Here is a 22114-nt window from a genome sequence, read left to right on the forward strand (position 1 = left end):
CGTGGCACCGGCGCTGTCGTCATCTGGCGGGGATTGGAGGTGGCGCCATGTCGGGCTGGCGCCGTGAAGCAACGCTGGTTCAGCGCTTCTCGAGAATCTCGCGCGGGTCGATCGGCTTGCCGCCGTGGCGCACGTCGAACAGCAATTCATGCTGACCGTTGTTGCCGCGTGCGACGCGACAAAGCGGCGTGCCCGGAGTGACCTGCTGACCCACCTTGACCAGAATCTCGCCGCACTGGGCCAGCACGCTCTGCAGGTTGCCGGAGTGGTGCAGGATGACCACGTTGCCCAGTTGGCGCATGGAGTCGGCGAAGCGCACTTCGCCCCGCGCCGGTGCACTGGCGATGCCGCTGGCGGCGGTACGAATCTGCATGGGCGCCAGCTGGCCATTGCCGTTGGTGCCGAATTCACGCGTCACGCTGCCGGCGGCAGGCCAGCGCCATGACTGGCCCGGCTTCTGCAGCGGGCCGGGGTCCGGGCGGGCGACCAGGCTGCCACCGCTGGCGCGCGCGGCCGGGGCGCTGCGGCTCGGGCCACCGTTGAGCGGCACCGAGATCAGCATGCCGACATCGAGATCATTGGGGTCCTTGCCGGGGTTGGCGGCCTGAATGCGCTGCGGGCTGGCACCGAAATAGCGCCCGACCTTGGAGTAGGTGTCGCCGGGGCGAAGCTGATAGCGATACGGGCCGCCGGAGGGCGCCCGCTCACGCGCGGTGGGCACCAGGATGCGCTGACCGACCTTGAGGTCACGAATCTTGACGCCCGGATTGAAGCGCGTGAGGCGCAGCAGGGGAATGTCGGCATCGCGCGCGATCTGCCCCAGGGTATCGCCCTTCTGGATGGTGACCCACTGGCCGGCCGGCGAGCCGGAGTAGCTGCCGGTCGCGCAGCCGCTCAGCCACAGGCCGAGACAGATCAGCGCCAGCCAGCGCAGCGCGAGGCCGGCATGCTGCAGAAGTGGACGGTTCACGTCAGGTTCGGCCTGCGCTCGTGCCGAGAAGTCCGCGGCATTCAGGCCGTATTCAGTGTTCATCAATGTCATTCCCTGCACGTGACAGTCGGGCATCCTTGTCCTTCCAGACCTGATTGAGCCATTGCTGGAAGCGCTCGCGATAGGCGGCGTCCGCATGATAGTTGCCGTCCAGCATCCAGGGCTCCAACGGCCGCTGAGTGATGACGAGCGTGATGTCGCCCCCGTGACCGCACAGGAACTGCCAGAAACTGGCATCGGCATGCCGGTAATCGAGGGTGGCATCCAGAATACCGGAAAGTCGATCGCCAAGCGTGTTGATCACCTGGGCACTGCCGCCGGCACGCGGCTTGAGCAGGTGCTGGAAAGGGCTTTGCTGCTGGTTGTGCTTGGCGGGCGTGAAGCGAGTGCCTTCCACGAAGTTGAAGATCGCCATCGGCGCCTGACGCGAGCGCTCGCACATGCGTCGCGTCGCTTCGCGATCACGCTCGGCGAGCCGCGGATTGCTGGCCAGTTTCTGCCGGCTGTAACGGCGCATGAACGGGAATTCCAGCGCCCACCAGGCAAGGCCGATCACCGGTACCCAGATGAGCTCCTGCTTGAGGAAGAACTTGGGCATCGGCGTGCGACGATGCAGGGCGTACTGGAGAACGAAGATGTCAGTCCAGCTGCGATGATTGGCGATCACCAGCCACCAGCGACGTCGGGCGGACCCATCGCGCAGCGATGGCGGCACGTGGATGTCCCAGCGCGGGCGCAGCACATGGCGAATCCACAGGTTGTTGGTGCCGATCCAGCCCATGGCGAGGCGGTTGAGCCCCTCCAGCATGTGCAACTGCAGGCGACGCGATGGCGTGATCAGCTTGAGTGCGGCCAGCAGGTAAAGCGGCAGCGCCCAGCACAGGGTATTGATGATCAGAAAGACAAGGCTGATGACACCTCTGATACTCGACATGCATGACTCCTTCATCAGGTGGCGCCATCGTAATTCACCCAAGAGTGGATGCCCACCCCGCTTGCGTGGGGGATGGCAACCCTGCGTTGCACGAATCGAACGCCCCTCAGGTCGAATGGCGGGGCGCACGCAGCTGTGATGAGATGCATTGCCGGTCGTGTGACGGGTCGGTGCAAGGGAAAGGTCGTGGCAGGGTTCACGTTGAAGTCACGCCGGGCACCGTCAATCATCGCCGCCGCTGCGCGACGATATCTCAGGGAGTGAGAGTGGCATGTGGTTGCAGGGACTGTTGATCGGGCTGGCGCTGGCCGCCTTCGTGTTGATTGCCATCGAGGATGTGATCCATCTCAACAAGGCCAAGACGACCTTGTTGCTGGGCACCTTCAGCTGGTTGCTGCTGTTCATCTTCGGCCCCGCGGCCCTGGCGGTGGATGATGTCCCCGAGGCCTTGAACGAGAACCTGCTCGAGATCGCCACCTTGTGGCTGTTTCTGATGGCGGCGATGACCTTCGTGGCCTTCCTCAATGCCAAGGGGCTGATCGCCAATCTGATCTACCGCCTGCTGCCGAAACGCATCGGGGAGCGCGGCCTGCTGTATCTGACGGGGCTCTTTGCCTTCGCCTTTTCATCGCTGGCCGACAACATCACGGCGACGCTGGTATCGCTGACCCTGGTGCTGTCGCTGGGCCTGGCGCCGAAGAAGACGCTGCGCTTTGCGGTGCTGGCGGTATTCGCCGTCAACTCCGGCGGCGTGGCGCTGATCACCGGGGACGTGACCACGCTGATGATCTTCCTGGCGGGCAAGGTGCGCATCAGCGAGCTGATGCTGCTGGCGCTGCCGTCCTTCCTCAGCGTGATGCTGCTGGCGACGTTACTGCTGCCCGGGCTGGGAGGCGAGGTGAATCTGGTGCGCGAGCCGCGTGAGACCCGGCGTCTTGATCGTCTGGTCGCCTGGCTGTTTCTGGCCACCATCCTGTCGACCCTCGGGCTCAACGTGCTGTTTGGCGTGCCGCCGCTGCTGACCTTCCTGTTCGGGATGTCGTTGATGTTCCTGCTCGGGCATGTCGCCGAACGACGCAGCGACAGCGAAGAGCGCCGCATACTTGATTACATTCGTATTATCGAATTCGATACATTGCTATTCTTCCTCGGCATCCTGCTGATGGTCGGGGCGCTCAAGGAAGCTCGTCTGCTGGAAGGCCTGGCACAGCTCTACGCCCTGATGCCGGCGATGCAGGCCAATTATCTGGTCGGGCTGCTCTCGGCGCTGGTGGACAACGTGCCGCTGACCGCCGCAGTGCTCAAGGCGGATGTCAGCATGAACGATGCGGAGTGGCTGGCGCTGACCTATGCCGCAGGCGTGGGTGGCTCGTTGCTGGTGATTGGCTCCGCCGCCGGGGTGATCGCGCTTTCCAAGGTGCGCGAGGTGAGCTTCATGAGTTATCTGCGCTTCTTCCCGGCGTTGTTGCTGGCCTACAGCGTGGGCTATCTGGGGGCATACTGGCTGGGCGGGCAGATCACGAACACGCCAGTGACATTGGCGCTCTCGTCTCTAGGCTGATATGGAGGGTTGCTGGGTGTGTTCACTACGGCCACAGCCGCTGCCGCAGTGGCCGCCTGACCCACTGTCTGATGCACTGCCAGATGCGTGGTCGGAAGGGGAATTGGCGCTGTTTGCGGACGACTGATCAATTTTTGATCAATCTGTCTGCGTTCGCCTGATCTCGATGGCGATACCTAGATGTACAGAGATTCTTCACAGCTTTTTCCACAGCTTCTGTTGATAACCTGTCTGCGACGTTAGGTTTAGAGGCTCAGACACAAGGCGCAGGCATGGCGGGGGAAAGCGGCGGGGGAAAGCGGCGAGTCGTGCAGTGATGACATCATGGGGTGATGCCATGAAGAGTGATGGCAAGAGAGGGTGTGAAGGGTATGGCATGACAGGTCATGTCACCCTCTGAACACAAGAGCCCCCTACGCATGCGCAGGGGGCTGAATGCGACTCATCTCATTGCGCAGTGCTGCCAAGAAGTTGTTACGCGCTGAGCTGGCACAGCGTATGTTCCGGCAGCAGTTGTTCTGCGGGACGCTGCTTCCCTTCTTGCTGAGTCGTCATCGGTGCTGTCGCCAGCAGGGCGATGCCGCCCAGTACCACCATATGCTCGTCACCATCCGCGAACACCATGCGCTGGGCGTGGGCCGGGTAGTAGTGATACTGCAGCTTGGGATTGATGGGCAGTACCGCATGATGGCGCCCGGTCTGCGGTGCCATGCCGTAGGCCAGCATGCCCTCGCAGACCGCTTCCAGCGTTTCGCCAAGCTCTTCGGCATTGAAGCCGACATGGTGCAGGCGCGGCCCCATCACGGAGAGCCAGGCAGCCAGCGGGTTGGCCTCGAGCAGGCGCTCGAAGGTCGGCCAGTCCGGCATGTCCCACGGACGGCAGGGCGCGAGCAGGTTCTGTCCCTTGCAGTCATCACGATGACTCTGACTGATCAGGCGCTTGAGCAGGTCGCGGTGCATCGGCGGCAGGCTGTTGGCCTGCAGTTCCGCCAGCATGACGGCAGCGCCACCATCCGGGGGAAGCAGCAGATCGACCAGCAGGCCGCGGTCGGCCATGGCGTACTGTTTCACGCGGCGATAGCCCTGGTGATACAGGCTGGGTAACAGTTTCTCGCTTCTGAAAGGCCCCTGATTCAGCGTCAGGAACATCAGATATTCAGGGTTGATGCTGTCTGGCCAGATATCCAGCGCCCCGATGTCGGGATGGCGGTGGACGAAGTCCAGCCATAGCTGCTGTTGGAATTCCTTGCGTTGCATGATGCCTCCTTGGACGGCCCCTATGACCTCAGTGCTGGAGCGATTATAGGTAGTCGTGCAAAGGGGTATTCAACGCCATTATCCGTTTTTTCGCGTTTCTTGATCGGAGAGTAAAAATGCCAGTGCTGGTGGCGTATTGCGTGGTTCTCATGGTGTGGTCGACGACACCGCTGGCCATCTCGTGGAGCGCCTCTGGCTGGCTGCCTGCCTGGTCGGCGATGGGCAGAATGTTAATTGCCGCATGCCTCGGTTACCCATTGTTACGCATGATGGGACTGAAAATGGACCTTTCGCGGGGGGCGCTGCGCAGCTACTCGGCAGCCGCTCTGGGTATCTGGGGTGGCATGTACTTCGCCTATCTCTCTGCGGCCTGGTTACCAAGCGGTATCATGTCGTTACTGTTTGGACTGGCACCTTTGCTATCAGGGCTTTATGCACGCTGGTGGTTGAAAAGTGCTCCACTTGACAAGTTGCAGTGGATGGGGTTTGCGTTGGCATTGAGTGGACTGGCCGTCGCGGTCTCGGATTCCCTGGCGTTGCCGCCGGGCAGCTGGAAGGGAGTGCTGACCATGCTGCTGGCCGTCAATTGCTTCGCGGCCTCTGGGGTACTGGTGCAGCGCGAGCGGGCTGGGCTGCATCCGCTGGTGCAGACGGAGGGTGCGCTGCTGGTCTCGCTGCCGCTCTACCTGGTGTGTGCGCTGATCGTCGATGGCGTGCCGCAGGCCCTGCCGGAGGGGCGTCCGATGGCGGCCATCCTCTATCTTGGCATCTTCGGCTCGCTGATCGGCTACCTGTGCTACTACTTCGTGCTGTCACGCCTGTCGGCCAGTACGGTGGCGCTGGCGACCTTGATCACCCCCATCTTCGCCATGAGCCTGGGCGCGGTGCTCAATGACGAGCTGATCTCCAGTCGTGTGCTCGCCGGGGCCTTGCTGATCGTGATAGGGCTGTGTGCCTATCTGTTCGGCCCGCAGTGGCGGGCACGCCTGACGTCCCACCGCCTGTCGCAGGGCTGAGCAGGCCTCGGGCCGCTCGCCTTTCGAGGAAGCGGGTCTGCACGCAAGGTGTTGCCGAGTGCCCCAACGACAAGGGCCGCCCCTGCCGGGGCGGCCCTTGTGTCTTTTCAGGCGCGACTGAGCGCTCTGGCGAGTCGTGCAACGTCAGTCCTGATTGTTCTGGAACAGACGCTTGAGCTCGACCATGGCGGCCTGCTCGCTGTTGACGAGCGCTTTCTGGTCGTGACGGTGCTCGTAGTTCTGCTTGAGCATGTTGTCATCCATTTCCCGGAACGCACGCGCCACTTCCGCTGCGCGAGCACTGGGATAGCCCATCGCCACCAGCAATTCTCCGCCCATCTCCAGGCTGCTGGCATAGGTGTCACGAATCACGTGCTCCACGCCCAGTTCCATCAGCTCCCAGGCGTGGTGGCGGTTACGGGCACGCACGAACAGCTTCAGGTGCGGGAATTGATGGCGCACCATGCGCACTATGCCTGTCGAGGTCTCGGCATCATCGACCGCCACCAGCATGATCCTGGCCTGCTCGGCACCCGCCGCCCGCAGCAATTCGGCGCGGCTGGCATCGGCGTAGAAGATGCGCGACCCGAACTGACGCACGAATTCGACCTGGGTGATATTGGGGTCAAGGGCGGTGAAGTTGATGCCCTGGCTCTTGAGCATGCGCGCGCTGATCTGGCCGAAGCGGCCGAAGCCGGCGATCACCACCTGCGGCGTTTCCTCACCGAAGTCCTCGTCATAGGGGCGCTTGGCTTCGCTGGTGGCGCCGAGGTGGCGGGCATAGCGATAGAGGAAGGGCGTGGCAGCCATCGACAGGGTCACCGCACTGATCACCAGGCTGGTGAGGGTCTGATCGAAGATGCCGGCGGCCATGCCGGCGGTCAGCAGCACGAAGTCGAACTCACCACCCTGTGACAGGACCGCGGCCAGCGGCAGGGCCTCGGCCATCTTGAGGCGTGCGACGCGTCCGACCAGCGTGATGACGATGACCTTGCCGAACATCAGCGCCAGCGTCAGCGCCAGCACGGTCAGCGGACGCTCCATCACCAGCGACACGTCGACCGACATGCCCACGGCCATGAAGAACAGCCCCAGCAGCAGCCCCTTGAAGGGCTCGATGTTGGCTTCCAGCTCGTGACGGTAGACGGTATCGGCCAGCAGCACCCCGGCCAGGAAGGCGCCCAGGGCCATGGACAGGCCCACCCATTCCATCAGCAGCGCCGTGCTGATCACCACGAACAAGGCCGCGGCGGTGAAGATCTCGTGGATCTCGCTGCGCGCGACCATCTTGAGCAGGCGCGGCACGACAAGGCGCCCGACGATGATGACCGCCGCGATCATGCCGATGCCCTTGGCGATGCCGATCCAGTTGGTGCCGGTGGAGGCATCGAAGTTGTCAGCGAACAGCGGCATCAGGGCCAGCAGCGGGATCACCGCCAGGTCCTGGAACAGCAGGATGGCGAAGGTCGACTGGCCGTGCGGCGTCGCCAGCTGCTGATTCTCGCTCAATACCTGCAGCGCGAAGGCGGTCGAGGACAGCGCCAGAATCAGGCCCAGCAACACGGCGGCGGGCAATTCCAGCCCCAGCCACAGGCCGACAGGGGTGAGCAGGGCGCCGCACAGCAGCATCTGGGCGCTGCCCAGGCCCGCAAGCTTGAGGCGCATGTCCCACAGGCGCTTGGGCTCCAGCTCCAGCCCGATCATGAACAGCAGCATGACGACCCCGAATTCGGCGAAGTGCAGCACTTCGCCAGGCTCCGAGATGAAGCCGATCAACGACGGACCCAGCAGTACCCCGATGGCCAGATAGCCCAGGATGGAGCCGAGGCCCAGACGCTGGAAAAGTGGCACGGCAACCACCGCGCACCCCAGCAGCACGGCGCCTTCCATCAACATGTTCATGTGCGTGTCCTTGTGCATACACGGGCGGAGAAGGCAGCGATTGTCGCTGGCCCCTCCTTTTGTCGCAAGCGGCAAGGTGCGCAAGACGCGACCTTGCGCACAGCGCGGTGGTGCGAGTGAGTGTCGTGACCAGGGGCGGGAGGCGGTGACTCAGGCACAAAAAAGCCCCCGCCAATGGCGGGGGCTTCAGCAGTGAAGCGGCTGATGGCGGCGATCAGGCCTGCGGCATCAGAGCTTCGTCCTGCACGTACTGGTTGAACTCGGTGAAGCCACCGATGTGGGTCTGATCGACGAAGATCTGCGGCACGGTCTCGACCGGCTTGCCGATGGTCTTTTCCATGTCGGCCTTGCTGATGCCTTCGGCATGGATGTCGATGTAGCGGAAGTCGAAATCATCGCGCTTGGCGGTGAGCTCTTCCGCGAGGTCCTTGGCGCGGACACAGAAAGGGCAACCCGGACGACCGAAAATGACTGCAAGCATGAGACTCTCCTAAGGTTCGTGACTCTCGTTCAGCCCGTACTGGGTGGGCCGAGAAAATGGCGCCGGCACTGCCGGTGAGTAATGGATGACCGCCATTGTGCTTGAGCCTGCCCGGGTTTGCCAATTGAGCCGTACTACCAAAGTCATTGGGGCAATCAATCACTGCCGTGCTGAGGATTAGCCCATCAGCAGCAGATTGGCGCCAAAGCCACCGACGATCAGCAGCGTGAACAGGATCAGCGCGAGCAGGAAAGGCTTCATGCCCAGTGAGCGCAGACGATCGATGCGAGTCTCGACGCCCAGGCCCGCCATGGCCATGGTCAGTGCCACGCTGCCAAGGGTAGAGAGGCTTGAGTGCACTGCCGCCGGGATCTCGCCGGTACTGTTGATGCCGGCCATGGCGATGAAGCCCAGCGCGAACCACGGAATCGTCATGCTGCCGCCGGTCTCGCGGTCATCACCTTCGGTGCGGGCGCGCATGGCCCACAGCTTCGGCAACAGCAGCAGGAAGGGTACCAGCATCATCACGCGCATCAACTTGACGATCAGCGCATTGGCCAGGGCGTCCGGGCCGACCGCTTCCCCGGCGGCCACGACCTGAGCGACCTCGTGGATGGTGGAACCGATATAGATGCCGAACAGGCCTTCATGCATGCCGCTCAGCGGGTAGAGCAGCGGGTAGACCAGCATCGCCAGCGAGCCGAACAGCACCACCGTGGCGACGGCCATGGCGGTGGCCGCCGGGCGTGCCTTGATCATCGATTCGGTCGCCAGTACCGCCGCGGCGCCACAGATGGCGGACCCGGCACTGGTCAGCAGTGCGGTGTCGCGGTCCAGCCCCAGCCAGCGCGTGCCGATGAAGTAGCCGCTGCTCAGCACCGCGGTGATCACCAGCACATCGAGGAAGACGACGCTCCAGCCCAGGCCGAGAATCTGCTGCAGGGTGATGGAGAGGCCGAACAGGATGATGCCGAGACGCAGCAGCTTCTTGGTCGCGATATGCAGCCCCGGGGAGAGCGCCGCGGCGTGCCGGCTGGTGATCGGCAGGTTGCCGACCACGATACCGCACAGCAGGGCGAAGACCAGCGGGCTGATGCCGGTGGAGGCCAGCGCCGGAATGGAATGCAGTGCCAGTCCCACCAGGGTCAGGCCGCCACACAGGGCGAGGCCCGGCAACATGCGGCGCAAGCGCTCGGCAGTGGCGGGGGGAGTCAGGGTCTGTGCGTCCATGAGCATTCTCCTTGAGGAAGGTGGCCTATCCCGTGCGGAACATGGCCTGTCTTGTTATGGGTCGTGCGCTGGCGTGGGGTGCACGGCTGTCATCGGCAAGGGCGCTTGAGTCTGCGTCGCTTGCTTAGTGTCTCTGGTTTGATGATTAGTCTATTCGGGAATATTATTCGGCAGTTAGTCGATTATTCTTTTATTACATACCGGAAAAACCGATATGCAGATCCACATCACGCTGCGCCAGTTGCAAGTGTTCGTGGCGGTGACCCGCCACGGCTCCGTCAGCGCCGCGGCGCGCGAGATCGGCCTGTCGCAATCGGCGGCGAGTCAGGGGCTATCCGAGCTTGAGCGTCATCTCGAGGTGCAGCTGTTCGAGCGCCTCGGTCGCCGCCTGGCCCTGAACGCCAATGGCCGCCGCCTGTTGGCGCGCGCCGAGCAATTGCTGGAGCAGACCCACGCGCTGGAGCTGGAGGCGCGTGAGCCCGGCGTGGTGGATGGCAACCTGCGCGGCGAGCTGGAAATCGCCGCCAGCGCCACCATCGGCACCTGGTTGCTGCCGGGGCTGGCGGGGGCCTTCATGCGCGAACATCCGGGCACCGAGCTCAACCTGCGTCTGCGCAATACCCATCAGGTGGTGGAGGCGGTGCTCAACTATGACGCCGAACTCGGCCTGATCGAGGGCGACTGCCATGCGCCACGCCTGATGAGCCAGACCTGGCGCGAGGATGAGCTGGTGGTGGTGGCGCCGCCGAGCCATCCGCTGGCCGTGCGTGGCGTGGCGCTCAGCGACGAGGACCTCGCCACGGCCGACTGGATTCTGCGCGAGGGGGGCTCGGGCACGCGGGCGGTCTTCGAGCGTGCACTGCACGGGCGGATCGAGCGCCTCAAGGTGCGCATGGAGCTGGGCCAGCACGAGGCCATCAAGCAGGCCGTGTTCGCCGGGCTGGGGCTGGGGTGTCTGTCGCGGCTGTCAGTGGCGGCCGAGATCGCGCGTGGCGAGCTGGTGGTGCTGGGCACGCCCCAGCTCAACCTGAAGCGGCGCTTCTCGATGCTGTGGCACCCGGAGCGTTACCGCAGCCCGCTGTGGCAGGCGGTCAAGGTCTATCTGGAAGCCAGCCCGCGCTGAGGCGTCGAGGACGGAGCCGCCGCGCGCTTGATAGTTTGCTAACATAGGCGCTCCCCGCGAGCCGGCTGCCGCCGAGCCACGCCGCTGAGCCATGAGCTACCGCGCCTGAGCTACCGCGCCTGAACTACTGCGCCTGAGCCACGGGGAGCGTAACGGTCTGTCTAGCGTCCATGGAGATGATGATGAGCACAACGGTCGAGCTTTATTACCACGAGAGCGATGCTCGTGATGGCGCCGAGGAACAGACAACGAGCCAGCAGGACGCGACGCCGCTGGTCATTCTTCACGGCCTGTTCGGCAGTGCCGACAACTGGCGTTCGCATATCAAGTCTTGGTCGCGGACACGCCGCGTGATCGCGGTGGATCTGCGCAACCACGGCCGCAGCCCGCACGTGGCCGGCATGAGCTACCCCGAGCAGGCCGCGGATGTCATCGCGCTGCTCGACCGCCTCGCCATCGAGCGCTGTGACCTGCTGGGCCACTCGATGGGCGGCAAGGTCGCCATGCAGGTCGCGCTCGAGGCGCCCGAGCGTCTGCGCAGTCTGCTGGTCGCCGATATCGCGCCGGTCGCCTATGGCCACGGGCATGACGATATCTTTGCCGCCTTCGAGGCAGTGCGTGACGCGCGCCCGGCCTCACGCAAGGAGGCCGACACGGTGATGGCGCAGCATGTCGATACCCCGGCCATCCGCCAGTTCCTCGCCACCAATCTGGTGCGTCTCGACGATGGCGCCATGGGCTGGCGCGTCGGGCTGGACCATATCGCGGCGGGCTACCCGCAGATCGTCGAGGCGCCGCACGGCCAGGGGCCAATCGAGCTGCCGGCATTGCTGCTGTGGGGCTCGCGCTCCAACTATGTGCAGTCCGAGGGCCTGGCGACGATGCGCGAGCACTTCCCTGCGCTGGAAGATGACTCGCTGGAGGCCGGCCATTGGCTGCACGCCGAGCGTGCCAGCGAGTTCCAGCAGGCGGTGGTGGCGTTCCTTGATCGCGTCGCGCGCGCTTGAGTACGCCGAGCCGCCACTCCGAAAATCGTCAGCCGGCCGCGAGCGAGCGGGTCATCCCGCCGGTGACCACCCACGAGCGCCTGGTGGTGGCGCTGGTCACCCTGCTGCAGTTCGCCGTCATCATGGGCTTCACCATGGTGATGGCGCTGGGCCCCGACTTTGCCACCTCGCTGGGCATTCCGCTGGATCACCTCGGCTATATCGTCGGCAGTTATCCGCTGGCTGCCGCGGTGGGCACTCTGCTGTGGACGCGACACGCCGATCGCTTCGATCGCCGCTGGGCGGTGCTGGGCTTCCTGTTCGGCGCGGCGCTCTGTCACCTGATCGCCAGCTTCGCCACCGACTTCGAGACCCTGCTGGCGGCGCGCATGCTGGGCGGACTGTTCGGCGGTCCGGCGGCGGCGACGGCGCTGGCCATCGTGATCGACGTGGTGCCGGGGGTACGCCGGGGGCGTGCCATGGGCCTGGTGATGGGCGCCTTCTCGGTGGCCTCGGTGCTGGGGCTGCCGTTTGCGCTGTGGCTGTCGCAGGGCTTCGGCTGGCAGGCGCCATTTCGCGCCGTGGCACTGTTGGCACTGCTGGTGTGCGGGCTGCTGGCCTGGATACTGCCGCCGATCCGCGGCCATCTCGATAACCCCGAGACACGTCAGCGCAGCCGCAAGGGCACCACGATCCTGAACATCCTGGCCCAGCCCGATCATCGCCTGGGGCTGGCGCTGATCGCGACGGCGATGTTCAGCAACTTCCTGGTGATTCCCAACCTGGCAAGCTATCTGCTGTTCAATCTGGGCCTGCCGCGCGAGGATCTCGGTGGGCTCTACATGATCGGTGGCGGCCTGTCGCTGGTCGGCATGCAGCTGACGGGGCGGCTGTGTGATCGCTATGGCTGTGTCTGGCCGGGCACCATCACCTGCCTGATGACGGCGCTGGTCGGCTGGGCCTTCCTGCTGCATTCGCCGGGGCCGTCGCTGATCTGGATCGGCTTCGGCGCCTACATGCTGTTCTCGTCGGCGCGGCGTGTGACCCAGAATACGCTCAACAGCTTCATTCCCGCCGACCACGAGCGAGCGGCCTTCACCAGCACCCAGAGTGCCGTGCAGCATCTGAGCTCCGCCGCCGGCAGCTATGTGGGCGCCGGACTGTTGGTCAGCACCCCGAGCGGCGCGTTGGAAGGCATGCCGTTGCTGGTCGCGGTGCTGATGATCGCGCTGGTGATCCAGCCGCTGCAGATTCTGTGGCTGTCGCGTCGCCTGGCACGCCGCTAGCGCTTGTCAAATAGGCACAAGACGGCGAGAGCGAGCCGGTCCTGAACCCAAAACGCCCTGTCGGAATCTCCGACAGGGCGTTTTGCATGGGGCGCGCAAGCGCTCAGCGTTTCAAGAGCTCTGGGCGCTCAACGCCTCAGGGCGCGTTGACGTCGACGGCCAGATGGCTCAGCGACTGGCGCTTCTTGATCATGCCGCGTTCGAACAGGAAGTCCTCGAAGTCACGGTAGCGGCCGGCATCCAGCGCGGCAGGACGCAGCGCGAAGCGCGGCAGGGTGGCGTACCAGGCTTCCTTGTTGAGCTCGGTATCCAGTGCCGGATCGGAGTCGCGGAACATCTCCCAGCCCTGGTCCGGGTGATTGATGATCCAGGCGGTGGCCTCGCCGACGGCGGCGAGGAAGCCGGCGTACTGGGCCTGCTTGCGCTCGTAGCTGTCGCTGTTGGCGACGAAGATCAGCTCGTCATAGGTCGGCACGCCTTCTTCCTCGATGTAGAAGGCGCGGCCCTTGACGCCTTCCTGGGCCATCTGGGCCAGCTCGAAGTTGCGGAAGGCGCCGGTGACGGCATCGACCTTGCGCGTCAGCAGTGACGGCGTCAGCGAGAAGTTGACGTTGGTCAGCGTGATGTCATCCAGCGTCAGGCCGCTGTGCTGCAGCATGGTGGAGAGCAGCACTTCCTCGACACCGCCGACCGAGTAGCCGACCCGCTTGCCCTTGAGGTCGGCGATCGACTGGATGTCGCTGTCGGCGCGCACCACCACCACATTCAGCGGCGTGGCGACCAGGGTGCCGATACGCACCAGTGGCAGACCCTGATCGATCTGCAGGTGCAGCTGCGGCTGATAGCTGATGGCGATGTCGACGCGCTCGGCGGCGGCCAGCTTGGGCGGCACGCTCGGGTCGGCGGGAGCGATCAGCTCGACATCAAGGCCGTGCTTCTTGAACAGGCCCAGCTCCTGCGCCAGCACCAGCGGGGCGTGGCCGGGGTTGGTGTACCAGTCGAGCATGACCTTGAACTGCGTCAGCGGCTTCTCGGCGGTGGCAGCGTCCTTGGTAGCGTCATTGGCGGCGCCCTTTGAGTCAGCATCAGCGCTCTGTTCGTCGCTGGCGGCTGGCGGGGCATCCGCGGCCGGTTCAGCACCGTTCTTCGCCTGTTCGGCGGCGCCGGCGGTCGCTTCCACGGCTTCCTGGCTTGCCACCGGCGCGGAGGCGGCCGAGTCGCCGTTCACTCCGACCTCGGCCTGCTGAGCGACGATTTCCGGCGCTGACTGGGTGCTGGTGGCGGCTTCTGCCTCGGCGGCGTGGGCCGACATGGCGGTGGCTGGCAGGCTGCTCAGGCACAGCGTGGTCAGCAGGGTGGCGAAGGCGGTGGACAGCAGCGAGGCACGTGGTGAACGTGTCGGCTGCGCTTTGCGCCGTGGCGCCGATGACGAAAGAGACATGGCGGAGTTCCTTGTGATCACAGGGTAGTGGTGCTGCCGTTCGTGGGCGGCAGTCGTCAGGCTCATGCAATTTGTGTCGAGCGTCGTTGCGTCTTTCGGTTACGCGATCTTGCGGTCTTGCGGTAGTTACTCGAAGCCCCGGCGTGTCAGCTCAGGCGTGTCAGCCGGTCGCGGTGCCAGGGCATCAGGGCGCGCAGCAGCGCATCCAGCGAGAAATAGAGCAGCAGGGAGAAGGCGACCAGCACCAGCAGGGCGGCGAACATCAGGTCGATTTCCATGCGCGCGTTGGCGTTGAGCATCAGATAGCCCAGCCCCTGACTGGCACCGGCCCATTCCCCGATGACGGCGCCGATGGGGGCGGCGGTCGCGGCCATGCGTATGCCGGAGGCCAGTGCCGGCAGCGCGGCGGGCAGCTGGATGTGGATCAGTCGGCGCCATGGGCTGGCACCCAGGGTATGGGCAAGATCCAGCCAGCCCTGCTGGGTCTGACGCAGGCCGTCGTAGCCGGTGGAGGCGACCGGGAAATAGATGATCAGCGTCGCCATCACCACCTTGGACAGCATGTCATAGCCGAGCCACAGCACCAGCAGCGGCGCGATCGCGAATAGCGGTATCACCTGACTGATCAGCAGCATCGGCAGCAGCGTGCGGCGCAGGCGGGGAATGAAGGCCAGCGCCAGCGCGGTGGCAAGGCCGAGCAGAATGCCCAGCACCAGCCCGGCCAGTATCTCGCTGATGGTGACGCCAGCGTGATGGGCCAGCAGCGGCGCCTTCTCGATCAGCACCTCGAGCACGGCCTGCGGCGTGGGCAGAATGTAGGGCGGTACGGCGGTAACGGCAATGATCAGCTGCCAAAGCCCCAGCAGGAGCAGCGCGCTGATGACGAGGTGACGCATGGCGTGCAGACGTTTCATGCGGCCTCCTCGCTATCACGCAGGCGGGCGATCAGTTGTGCCTGCGCCGCTGGCAGGGCCGGGTCATCCAGCGGCACCGGGCGTGCGGCGCCAAGCCCCGGCAGGCGTTCCAGCTCGGCGCCGTGGCCCGGGAGGCTCGAGGGGCGCAGCACCAGCAGTTGATCGGCGAGGCGCAATGCCTCCAGCGGGTCATGGGTCACCATTAGGACGGTGCGGCCCTTGAGCAGGCGGCTGGCCAGATCATGCAGCTCCAGACGGGTAATGGCATCCACCGCCGAGAACGGCTCGTCCATCATCACGACCGGCGCCTGCTGGTAGAGCGTGCGGGCGAGGGCGACGCGCTGGCGCTGACCGCCGGAGAGGGCGTCCGGCCAGGCCTGCTCACGGCCCTCAAGCCCGACCGCGGCCAGCAGCTCATGGGCAAGCTTGCGATTGCGCGGCCGTCGGCGCAGGTCATCGCCCAGCCACAGGTTGTCGATGACGCGCCGCCACGGCAGCAGCAGGTCCTGCTGCGCCATCCAGGCCACGCGGTCGGTCAGCGGCTGACCGTCATCGGTGGCGAGGTCGAGCTGGTGGAGATCTGACATTTCCAGGCCGGCCAGCAGGCGCAGCAGCGAACTCTTGCCGCAGCCGGAGCGTCCCAGCAGTGCCGTCCAGCTACCGGCTTCCAGACGCGCGGAGATATCGCGGAACAGCGTGTGGCCGGCGTAATCGATTCGTGCGTTGTTGAGGGTGAGTCCCAGCGACACAGGCAATTCCGTGGTCAGGCGGCGTGCCGGCAGGAGGAAGCAGGTGACGCGCCGTGCAGGGCACGCGTCGGGGATTCCCTCCGCCGGTATCAACCGGATCAGGTTCCAGGGGTTGTCGCGCGACGTATCGCTGCGGCTCTCAGCCCATCCTCGGGCACCCCCATCCAGGTCGACAGTGTAACGTCACTCTCTTGCCGGTGTCTTGTCCGACGCGGGTCAGGGGCGGGGGGCGGGTCCGGTGAGCAGGGCAGAGGTGGGCAGGGCAGAGGTGGCGTGCGAAACGGACTATGCCGATGTGCCACGCCTTGGGTATGCTGAGGTTTACTGTAACAAGACGTGTAGCCCTAGGAGATCATCATGCCCGACACACCGGATCTCTCGACCTGTTCCAGTTATCCCGTTCCCCCACGGCGGCCGAGTACGGCTGAGGCCGTGGGCGAGCCGCGTCCCGTGCCCAGGGGCTGGCCCGAGGAGTCACTGACCCGACGGCTCTCGACCTATCTGGGTCAACCGCTCGAGCCGCTGGCACTCGCCTGGCCGGATAGCGCCAACTGGCTATGGCGCCAGCGTGGCGGCACGCCCGGCCTCATCAAGCTGGCGCGCACCGGCCCAGACCATGACCCCTTCTGGCGCGCCATGCGCGGGGTCTTCGGTGCCGATCGCTGGGCGACGCCGGAGGGCCTGACGCGACTGGCGGGCGCCTTGCCCGCGCGCCTGCCGATTCCGCCACTGCCCCTGACCTTTCTGGGGCGCCTCGATGGCGCGCCCATCTGGCATCTGCCGTGGTCCAGCGGGCAGCCGAGTGATCTCAGCATTACCTTCTGTGAGCTGCTCGGCGACCAGCTCGGTCGCCTGCATCAGGACACGGTGTCGGGCTTCGGCCAGCCGCTGGCGCAGCCGATGCCGCTGTTGCACTGGAATACCCGCGTCACGCGCTTTCTCGCCCATCACCCGCGTCGCGCGGAGCTTGGCACGCTGCTCAAGCGCACCTTCCCGGCACCGACTCGCGCGGTGTGGTGTCTGCCGGACATGCGCGCCGATCAATATCTGTGCGCCGCCACTGGCTGGGTATGGAGCGATTGGGAGGCGCTGGTGTGGGCCCCGATCGAGTTCGACTGGGCGCTGGTGGAGTTGCTGCTGGAAACGCCGGAGCAGCGTCAGGCCTTCATGAAGGGCTATTCGCGCCATGGGCGCATGATCGATCTCGATGGCCAGCGTGAGCTGTGTCGTGCGCTGTTGTGGGCGATGGAGGCCTTCGGTCCGCGGTCTTATGCTGAGCTTGCGGCAGCCCCTGCCTGGGTCTCGCCGCGCAGCCTGGCGTGAAATCCGCGTGCTGCACGCTGCAAGTACATGAAAGGTGTGAAATTTCTCTGCAGCCCCATCGCTGACATGGAATACTGTGGGTGAGTCGTCGTGGACGTCACTCGAGATCTGATGTAGGGCTTGGCGGGGGAGCACTCGTGGTAGAGAACCTGAATTATTATTTCTTGCTGGCAGGCACGCTGATCGCCTTGAGCGTGTTGGCCAGCCGCGTCTCGGCGCGTCTTGGCATGCCGCTGCTACTGCTGTTCCTCGGCCTTGGCATGCTGGCGGGTGAAGATGGCGTGCTGGGTATCCAGTTCGATGACGCCTCGTCCGCTTACATGATCGGTAATCTGGCGCTGGCGCTCATCCTGCTCGATGGCGGCCTGCGCACGCGGCTGTCCACGTTTCGTGCCGGCCTGAAACCGGCACTGGTGCTGGCCACCGTCGGGGTCTTCATGACCAGCGGCCTGGTGGGCCTTCTGGCCATGTGGCTGTTTGATCTCACCCTGATCGAAGGCCTGCTGGTCGGGGCCATCGTCGGCTCCACCGATGCCGCGGCGGTCTTCTCGCTGCTGGGCGGTCAGGGCGTTCACCTCAATGAGCGTGTCGGTGCGACGCTGGAAATCGAGTCCGGCACCAACGACCCGATGGCGATCTTCCTGACCATCACGCTGGCCGAGATTCTGACCGGTCAGCTCTCCGGCGTCGCGTCGGGCATCATGAGCTTCCTGCTGCAGTTCGGTGTCGGCGCCGCCATGGGGATCGCCGGCGGCTGGCTGATCGCCCGTCTGATGCGCTATCTGGACCTCGCGCCCGGCCTCTATTCGCTGCTGGCGCTGGCGCTGGGCCTGAGCCTCTTCGCCACCACCAACGAGATGGGTGGCAGCGGTTTCCTTGCCATCTATCTGTGTGGCCTGATGATCGGCAATCACCCCGGGCGGCATCTGGAGCACATCCTGCCGGTGCATGATGGTATGGCGCATCTCTCGCAGATCGTGCTGTTCCTGATGCTGGGCCTTTTGGTCTCGCCCTCGACCATGCTGCAGTTCGCGCTGCCGGCCGCCATCCTCAGCGTGGCGCTGATTCTGGTGGTGCGCCCGCTGGCGGTCATCCTGTGTCTCAAGCCGTTCTTCCGCTTCCGCTGGCGCGAGCTGTGGTTCATCAGCTGGGTCGGGCTGCGAGGGGCGGTGCCGATCGTGCTGGCGATCTTCCCGGTGATCACCGGGGTCGAGAATGCCGGTCTCTACTTCAATGTCGCCTTCTTCGTGGTCATCATCTCGCTGCTGGTGCAGGGCTCGTCGCTGGCGCCGATGGCGCGCAAGCTGCGGGTGGTGGTGCCGCCGGGCGCACAGCCCAGTCGCCGCAACCTGCTCGGCATCATGCCGGTCAATGACTACGAGATGCTGGTCTATCGCGTCGACAACACGGCGCTGGAAGGCGTGGCGCTGCGCATGCTGCGCTTCCCGTCGGGGGCCAAGGTCGGGGCGCTGTTCCGCAACAAGGTGTTGATCCACCCTAAGGGCAGCACCTGCCTGCATCAGCAGGATGTGCTGTGCGTGGTGGGGCGCTCGTGTGATGTGCCGAGTCTCAACCGCATGTTCAACGGCGAGAGTCTGCAGCACGAGCAACGCGCCTTCTTCGGGACCTTCACGCTGGAAGGCGATGCCAACATGCAGGATATCGCCGATGTCTACGGCTTGACGCTCTCCCAGGGCGAGCACCACCTGACCATCGCCGAATTCATCACCCGGCGAGTCGGCGGGGTGCCGGTGGTCGGCGACGATGTCGACTGGCATGGTATCCACTGGGTGGTGAACGAGGTGGAAGGCAATCGCATCACCAAGGTCGGCCTGCGACTGCACTGAGCCTGAATCTGTGTCAGGGCCTGCGCCTGCGCTTCACACACTACGACGCCCCCATTGCACTGCGTGTAATGGGGGCGTCGTGTTTGGACTCATCAATATCGTATTCTGTTGATGTCAGGCCAATTTGTCCGTGACAGCGCCTGGCCACCGATTGTGGCCAGCGACAAGGAGGTGACTACATGGCCAGCCCACATCCTCATCTCGCGGGCTTTCTGCGACGATTCGAGCAATTCCCGCCCGGACTCACGGCGGATGAGAAGACCTTTCATGCCACCTTCAACGTGGTCTACGTGCTGGCGGTCAGCTGCCATCTGCTCTACGCCATCCTGCTGTTGTGGCTGGGCGAGATGGGCATTCTGGCGCTGAATCTGGCGATGCTGATCGTCGATCTGGTCTGTCTGCAGCTGCACCGTGCTCGCCGTGAAGCCCTGGCGGCCACGCTGATGGCGCTGGGCACCTGCGCGCAGATCAGCTTCTCGCTGCGCTATTTCGGCTCGGAGGCCGGGTTCGACTACTTCTACTTCGGCGCCTTGCTGTGCATCTACTCGATCCGCATGTCGTTCATGCGGCGCGTTCTGCTGTGTGCCGCCTGCCTGAGCATGCCGCTGCTGGCCTATATCATCCTGATGCTGGAAGGGCCGACCAATCCGCTGCCCGCCGGCTGGATGCTGGCATTTCGCATCATCAATCTGGGGGTCTTGACCATCTTCTTCACGCTGGTGCTGGTGCAGATGGGCTGGTCGGTGGAGCGCCTGCAGCAGCGTTTCGAGACGGGAGGGCGCTTCGATGAGCTGACCGGCGCCCTGAGTCGCGCCGAGCTGGTCGACAGCGGGCGTGGCATGTTGATCAACAACGGGGCGCTGAGCGTGATGATGGTGGATGTCGACCATCTGGCGCTGATCAACGAGACCTGGGGCCGCCAGGCCGGTGATCAGGTGCTCAAGGAGCTGGTGCGGCGCATGCGCAGCATCCTGCGCGGGGAGGACCTGGTCGGGCGCTATGGCGGCGAGGAGTTCGTGCTGCTGTGCCCGGGGCTGCATGGCGAGCGCGTCGATCAGGTGGCAGAGCGCCTGTGCAAGGGCGCCTCGGCGTTGCCGTTCGTCATCAATGACGGCCTCAACAGTCTGGATGTCAATCTGTCGATCGGTGTCGCTCAGCGCCAGTCCGGCGACAAGGATCTGGAAGGCCTGATCGCCAAGGCCGACGTCAATCTGTTCCGCGCCAAGCAGGACGGCGGCAATGGCTTCGTCAGTGACACCCAGCTGGGCCCCGTGGGTGGGCCGGGCATCGCCGCCATCAATTGAGCGTAATTCACTGCGCGCAGAGTTTTGTGCACAGAGGTTTGCGCATAGAGATTTGCGAACAAAGCTAGGTATACAACCCAGCACGCCCCCGGAGAATGTCGTTCATGTCTCCGGGGGCGTGCGTGTGTCAGGGCGTTATCAGGTCTACGCGAGGGGCGTCATCAGGCTTGCCCTGAGAGGTGTCAGCGGCGGCTGGGCTGGCGACGACGGCTCTTGCTTGCGGACTTGGGGGCGTAGTCGCTGTTCGAGGCCGGCACCGCGAGCTTGGGCGCAAAGCCTTCCACGACTTCGCGCGTCACGAAATAGCCCAGGTGCTGCTCGATGGCGCACAGGTTGCGGAAGTCATCACGCGAGACCAGCGAGATGGCTTCACCGCTGGCTCCGGCACGGCCGGTACGCCCGATGCGGTGGACATAATCCTCGGCGGCGTCCGGCAGGTCGTAGTTGACCACGCGCTGCAGGTCATCGATGTCGATGCCCCGCGCGGCAACGCCGGTGGCCACGAGATACTTGATGGTGCCGGCCTTGAAGTCGGCCAGCAGCTGCTCGCGCATTGCCTGGCTGCGACCGCTGTGGAAGGACTCGGCGGCGATGTCACGCTTCTCCAGCTGACTCACCAGCTTGGCGGCGCCACGCTTGGTCTCGATGAAGATCAGCGCCTGCTGCCACTGCTTCTCGTGAATCAGATGGCTCAGAAGGGCGGACTTGAACTCCTTGTCGACCGTGATCAGATACTGGCTGATATCCGGCGCGGTGACGTTCTCCGGTGCGACCATGATCTCGACGGCGTCCGTCACTGCGGTCTTGGCGAGCACGCGCACCTGAGCCGAGAGCGTGGCCGAGAACAGCAGGTTCTGGCGCTCTCTGGGCAGCTTCTCGACGATCTTGTTGATGTCGGCGATGAAGCCCATGTCGAGCATGCGGTCCGCTTCGTCGATGACGAGGGTGCGTGTCTCGTCGAGATGGATCGCGCGGCGGGTCAGCATGTCCAGCAGGCGGCCGGGCGTCGCCACCAGGATGTCCACGCCCTCGATCAGACGCTGTTGCTGGGGTTCGATCTCCACGCCGCCATACATCGCCATGGAGCTGACTTCCAGATACCTGGAGTAGTGCTGGATGTTGTCTTCGACCTGGATCGCCAGCTCCCGCGTCGGCGTAAGGATGACGGCATGTACGCGCTTGGCACGCACCTTGGGCGCCTGCTGCAGGGTCTGCAGGATGGGCAGCACGAAGCTTGCCGTCTTGCCGGTACCCGTCTGGGCGGCGGCAATCAGGTTGTCACCGGCCAGCACGACGGGGATCGCCTTCTCCTGGATGGGAGTCGGGGTCTGGTAGCCTTGCTCGGTGACGGCCTTGACGATGGAATCGCTCAAACCAAGGGCAGAAAATGGCATGGTGTCTCGACTTGTCTAAAGGGGGAGGGGCAAGCGCACATTCTGCGGCAAGGAATGTCTGGCGCAGTGATGCTCACTGTAGCCGAAAGTCCGCTGACGGCCCGGCGCATCATTGGCCATCGCTGCTCAGACAGGGTAGCGAAGTGGCGGCGATGGGCGCTGCGCGGCAACAATGAAAAAGCCCCGCCTACCTGAAGTAGACGGGGCTTTCGGAATTCAAGGTGGTGGAGGGACAGGGATTCGAACCCTGGGTAGGCTATTAACCTACGCCGGTTTTCAAGACCGGTGCATTCAACCGCTCTGCCATCCCTCCGACTCACGGAGCGAAATACTACCGAACCTGATGAGAATAGCAAGAGGTGGGCGAAGAAAAAT

Annotated in this window: 18 protein-coding genes, 1 tRNA gene and 1 riboswitch; of the genes, 8 read left to right on the forward strand and 11 right to left on the reverse strand. The window is 64.6% G+C overall.

The genetic code is table 11. The features are described 5' to 3' along the window. Positions 1–79: 79 nt before the first annotated feature. Positions 80–1033, reverse strand: coding sequence for a LysM peptidoglycan-binding domain-containing protein (locus H2O77_RS06180; protein WP_215824175.1), 954 nt, complete (start codon positions 1031–1033; stop codon positions 80–82). Next, complete coding sequence (locus tag H2O77_RS06185) at positions 1023–1925, reverse strand: acyltransferase (RefSeq protein ID WP_215824176.1); 903 nt, start codon at positions 1923–1925, stop codon at positions 1023–1025. The genes H2O77_RS06180 and H2O77_RS06185 overlap by 11 nt, the downstream gene beginning before the upstream one ends. 271 nt (positions 1926–2196) lie before the next feature. Between H2O77_RS06185 and nhaD the strand changes: the two genes are divergently transcribed. Next, on the forward strand, positions 2197–3486 hold the full coding sequence (gene nhaD / locus H2O77_RS06190) for a sodium:proton antiporter NhaD (protein WP_213114316.1): 1290 nt from the start codon (positions 2197–2199) through the stop codon (positions 3484–3486). A gap of 474 nt (positions 3487–3960) precedes the next feature. Here the strand turns inward: nhaD and H2O77_RS06195 are convergent, their stop codons facing one another. Then, positions 3961–4743, reverse strand: a complete 783-nt coding sequence (locus H2O77_RS06195; RefSeq protein WP_215824177.1) for a DUF1338 family protein — start codon at positions 4741–4743, stop codon at positions 3961–3963. 149 nt (positions 4744–4892) lie between these two features. On the opposite strand from H2O77_RS06195, the gene H2O77_RS06200 reads away from it, so the two are divergent. Further along, complete coding sequence (locus tag H2O77_RS06200) at positions 4893–5759, forward strand: DMT family transporter (RefSeq protein WP_240548790.1); 867 nt, start codon at positions 4893–4895, stop codon at positions 5757–5759. Positions 5760–5903: 144 nt separating this feature from the next. Here the strand turns inward: H2O77_RS06200 and H2O77_RS06205 are convergent, their stop codons facing one another. From H2O77_RS06205 to H2O77_RS06215, 3 genes are all read right to left on the reverse strand, one after another. After that, positions 5904–7661 carry a monovalent cation:proton antiporter-2 (CPA2) family protein gene (locus H2O77_RS06205; RefSeq protein ID WP_107335164.1) on the reverse strand — a complete coding sequence of 586 codons (1758 nt, stop codon included), beginning with the start codon at positions 7659–7661 and terminating at the stop codon, positions 5904–5906. Positions 7662–7875: 214 nt separating this feature from the next. Next, positions 7876–8142 (reverse strand): GrxA family glutaredoxin, encoded by a 267-nt coding sequence (locus tag H2O77_RS06210; RefSeq protein WP_043335038.1) that lies wholly within the window; start codon positions 8140–8142, stop codon positions 7876–7878. Between the two features lie 177 nt (positions 8143–8319). Then, positions 8320–9372, reverse strand: coding sequence for a YeiH family protein (locus tag H2O77_RS06215; protein WP_225996387.1), 1053 nt, complete (start codon positions 9370–9372; stop codon positions 8320–8322). A gap of 214 nt (positions 9373–9586) precedes the next feature. Here H2O77_RS06215 and H2O77_RS06220 point away from each other — a divergent pair, with 214 nt between their 5' ends. From H2O77_RS06220 to H2O77_RS06230, 3 genes are all read left to right on the forward strand, one after another. Continuing rightward, complete coding sequence (locus H2O77_RS06220; RefSeq protein WP_215824179.1) at positions 9587–10495, forward strand: LysR substrate-binding domain-containing protein; 909 nt, start codon at positions 9587–9589, stop codon at positions 10493–10495. A gap of 182 nt (positions 10496–10677) precedes the next feature. After that, positions 10678–11502, forward strand: a complete 825-nt coding sequence (locus tag H2O77_RS06225; protein ID WP_324692082.1) for an alpha/beta fold hydrolase — start codon at positions 10678–10680, stop codon at positions 11500–11502. Further along, complete coding sequence (locus H2O77_RS06230) at positions 11499–12767, forward strand: MFS transporter (protein ID WP_215824181.1); 1269 nt, start codon at positions 11499–11501, stop codon at positions 12765–12767. Before H2O77_RS06225 ends, H2O77_RS06230 begins: the two co-directional genes overlap by 4 nt. 136 nt (positions 12768–12903) lie before the next feature. Here the strand turns inward: H2O77_RS06230 and H2O77_RS06235 are convergent, their stop codons facing one another. The 3 genes from H2O77_RS06235 to H2O77_RS06245 form a co-directional block, all read right to left on the reverse strand. Beyond that, a complete protein-coding gene (locus tag H2O77_RS06235; protein ID WP_240548728.1) occupies positions 12904–14208 on the reverse strand; it encodes an ABC transporter substrate-binding protein in 1305 nt (434 codons plus the stop codon). A 146-nt stretch (positions 14209–14354) separates the two neighbouring features. Then, positions 14355–15122, reverse strand: a complete 768-nt coding sequence (locus H2O77_RS06240) for an ABC transporter permease (protein WP_225347837.1) — start codon at positions 15120–15122, stop codon at positions 14355–14357. Continuing rightward, a complete protein-coding gene (locus tag H2O77_RS06245; RefSeq protein ID WP_215824182.1) occupies positions 15119–15871 on the reverse strand; it encodes an ABC transporter ATP-binding protein in 753 nt (250 codons plus the stop codon). The genes H2O77_RS06240 and H2O77_RS06245 overlap by 4 nt, the downstream gene beginning before the upstream one ends. A 58-nt stretch (positions 15872–15929) precedes the next feature. Next, a riboswitch (TPP riboswitch) is annotated at positions 15930–16043 on the reverse strand. 185 nt (positions 16044–16228) lie between these two features. On the opposite strand from H2O77_RS06245, the gene H2O77_RS06250 reads away from it, so the two are divergent. The 3 genes from H2O77_RS06250 to H2O77_RS06260 all read left to right on the forward strand — a co-directional run bounded on the left by H2O77_RS06250 (position 16229) and on the right by H2O77_RS06260 (position 20345). Beyond that, a complete protein-coding gene (locus tag H2O77_RS06250) occupies positions 16229–17194 on the forward strand; it encodes a hypothetical protein (protein WP_054556746.1) in 966 nt (321 codons plus the stop codon). 137 nt (positions 17195–17331) lie between these two features. Beyond that, positions 17332–19041: a potassium/proton antiporter gene (locus H2O77_RS06255; RefSeq protein ID WP_240548729.1), complete on the forward strand. Its 1710-nt coding sequence runs from the start codon at positions 17332–17334 to the stop codon at positions 19039–19041. Positions 19042–19220: 179 nt separating this feature from the next. Continuing rightward, complete coding sequence (locus H2O77_RS06260; protein ID WP_215824183.1) at positions 19221–20345, forward strand: GGDEF domain-containing protein; 1125 nt, start codon at positions 19221–19223, stop codon at positions 20343–20345. 182 nt (positions 20346–20527) lie between these two features. On the opposite strand, the gene H2O77_RS06265 is transcribed toward H2O77_RS06260, so the two are convergent. Continuing rightward, complete coding sequence (locus H2O77_RS06265; protein WP_215824184.1) at positions 20528–21739, reverse strand: DEAD/DEAH box helicase; 1212 nt, start codon at positions 21737–21739, stop codon at positions 20528–20530. A 222-nt stretch (positions 21740–21961) separates the two neighbouring features. Then, a tRNA-Ser gene (locus tag H2O77_RS06270) sits at positions 21962–22052 on the reverse strand. Positions 22053–22114: the final 62 nt, after the last annotated feature.

This window comes from Cobetia sp. 4B, from assembly GCF_018831605.1.
GTDB classification, from domain to species: domain Bacteria; phylum Pseudomonadota; class Gammaproteobacteria; order Pseudomonadales; family Halomonadaceae; genus Cobetia; species Cobetia amphilecti.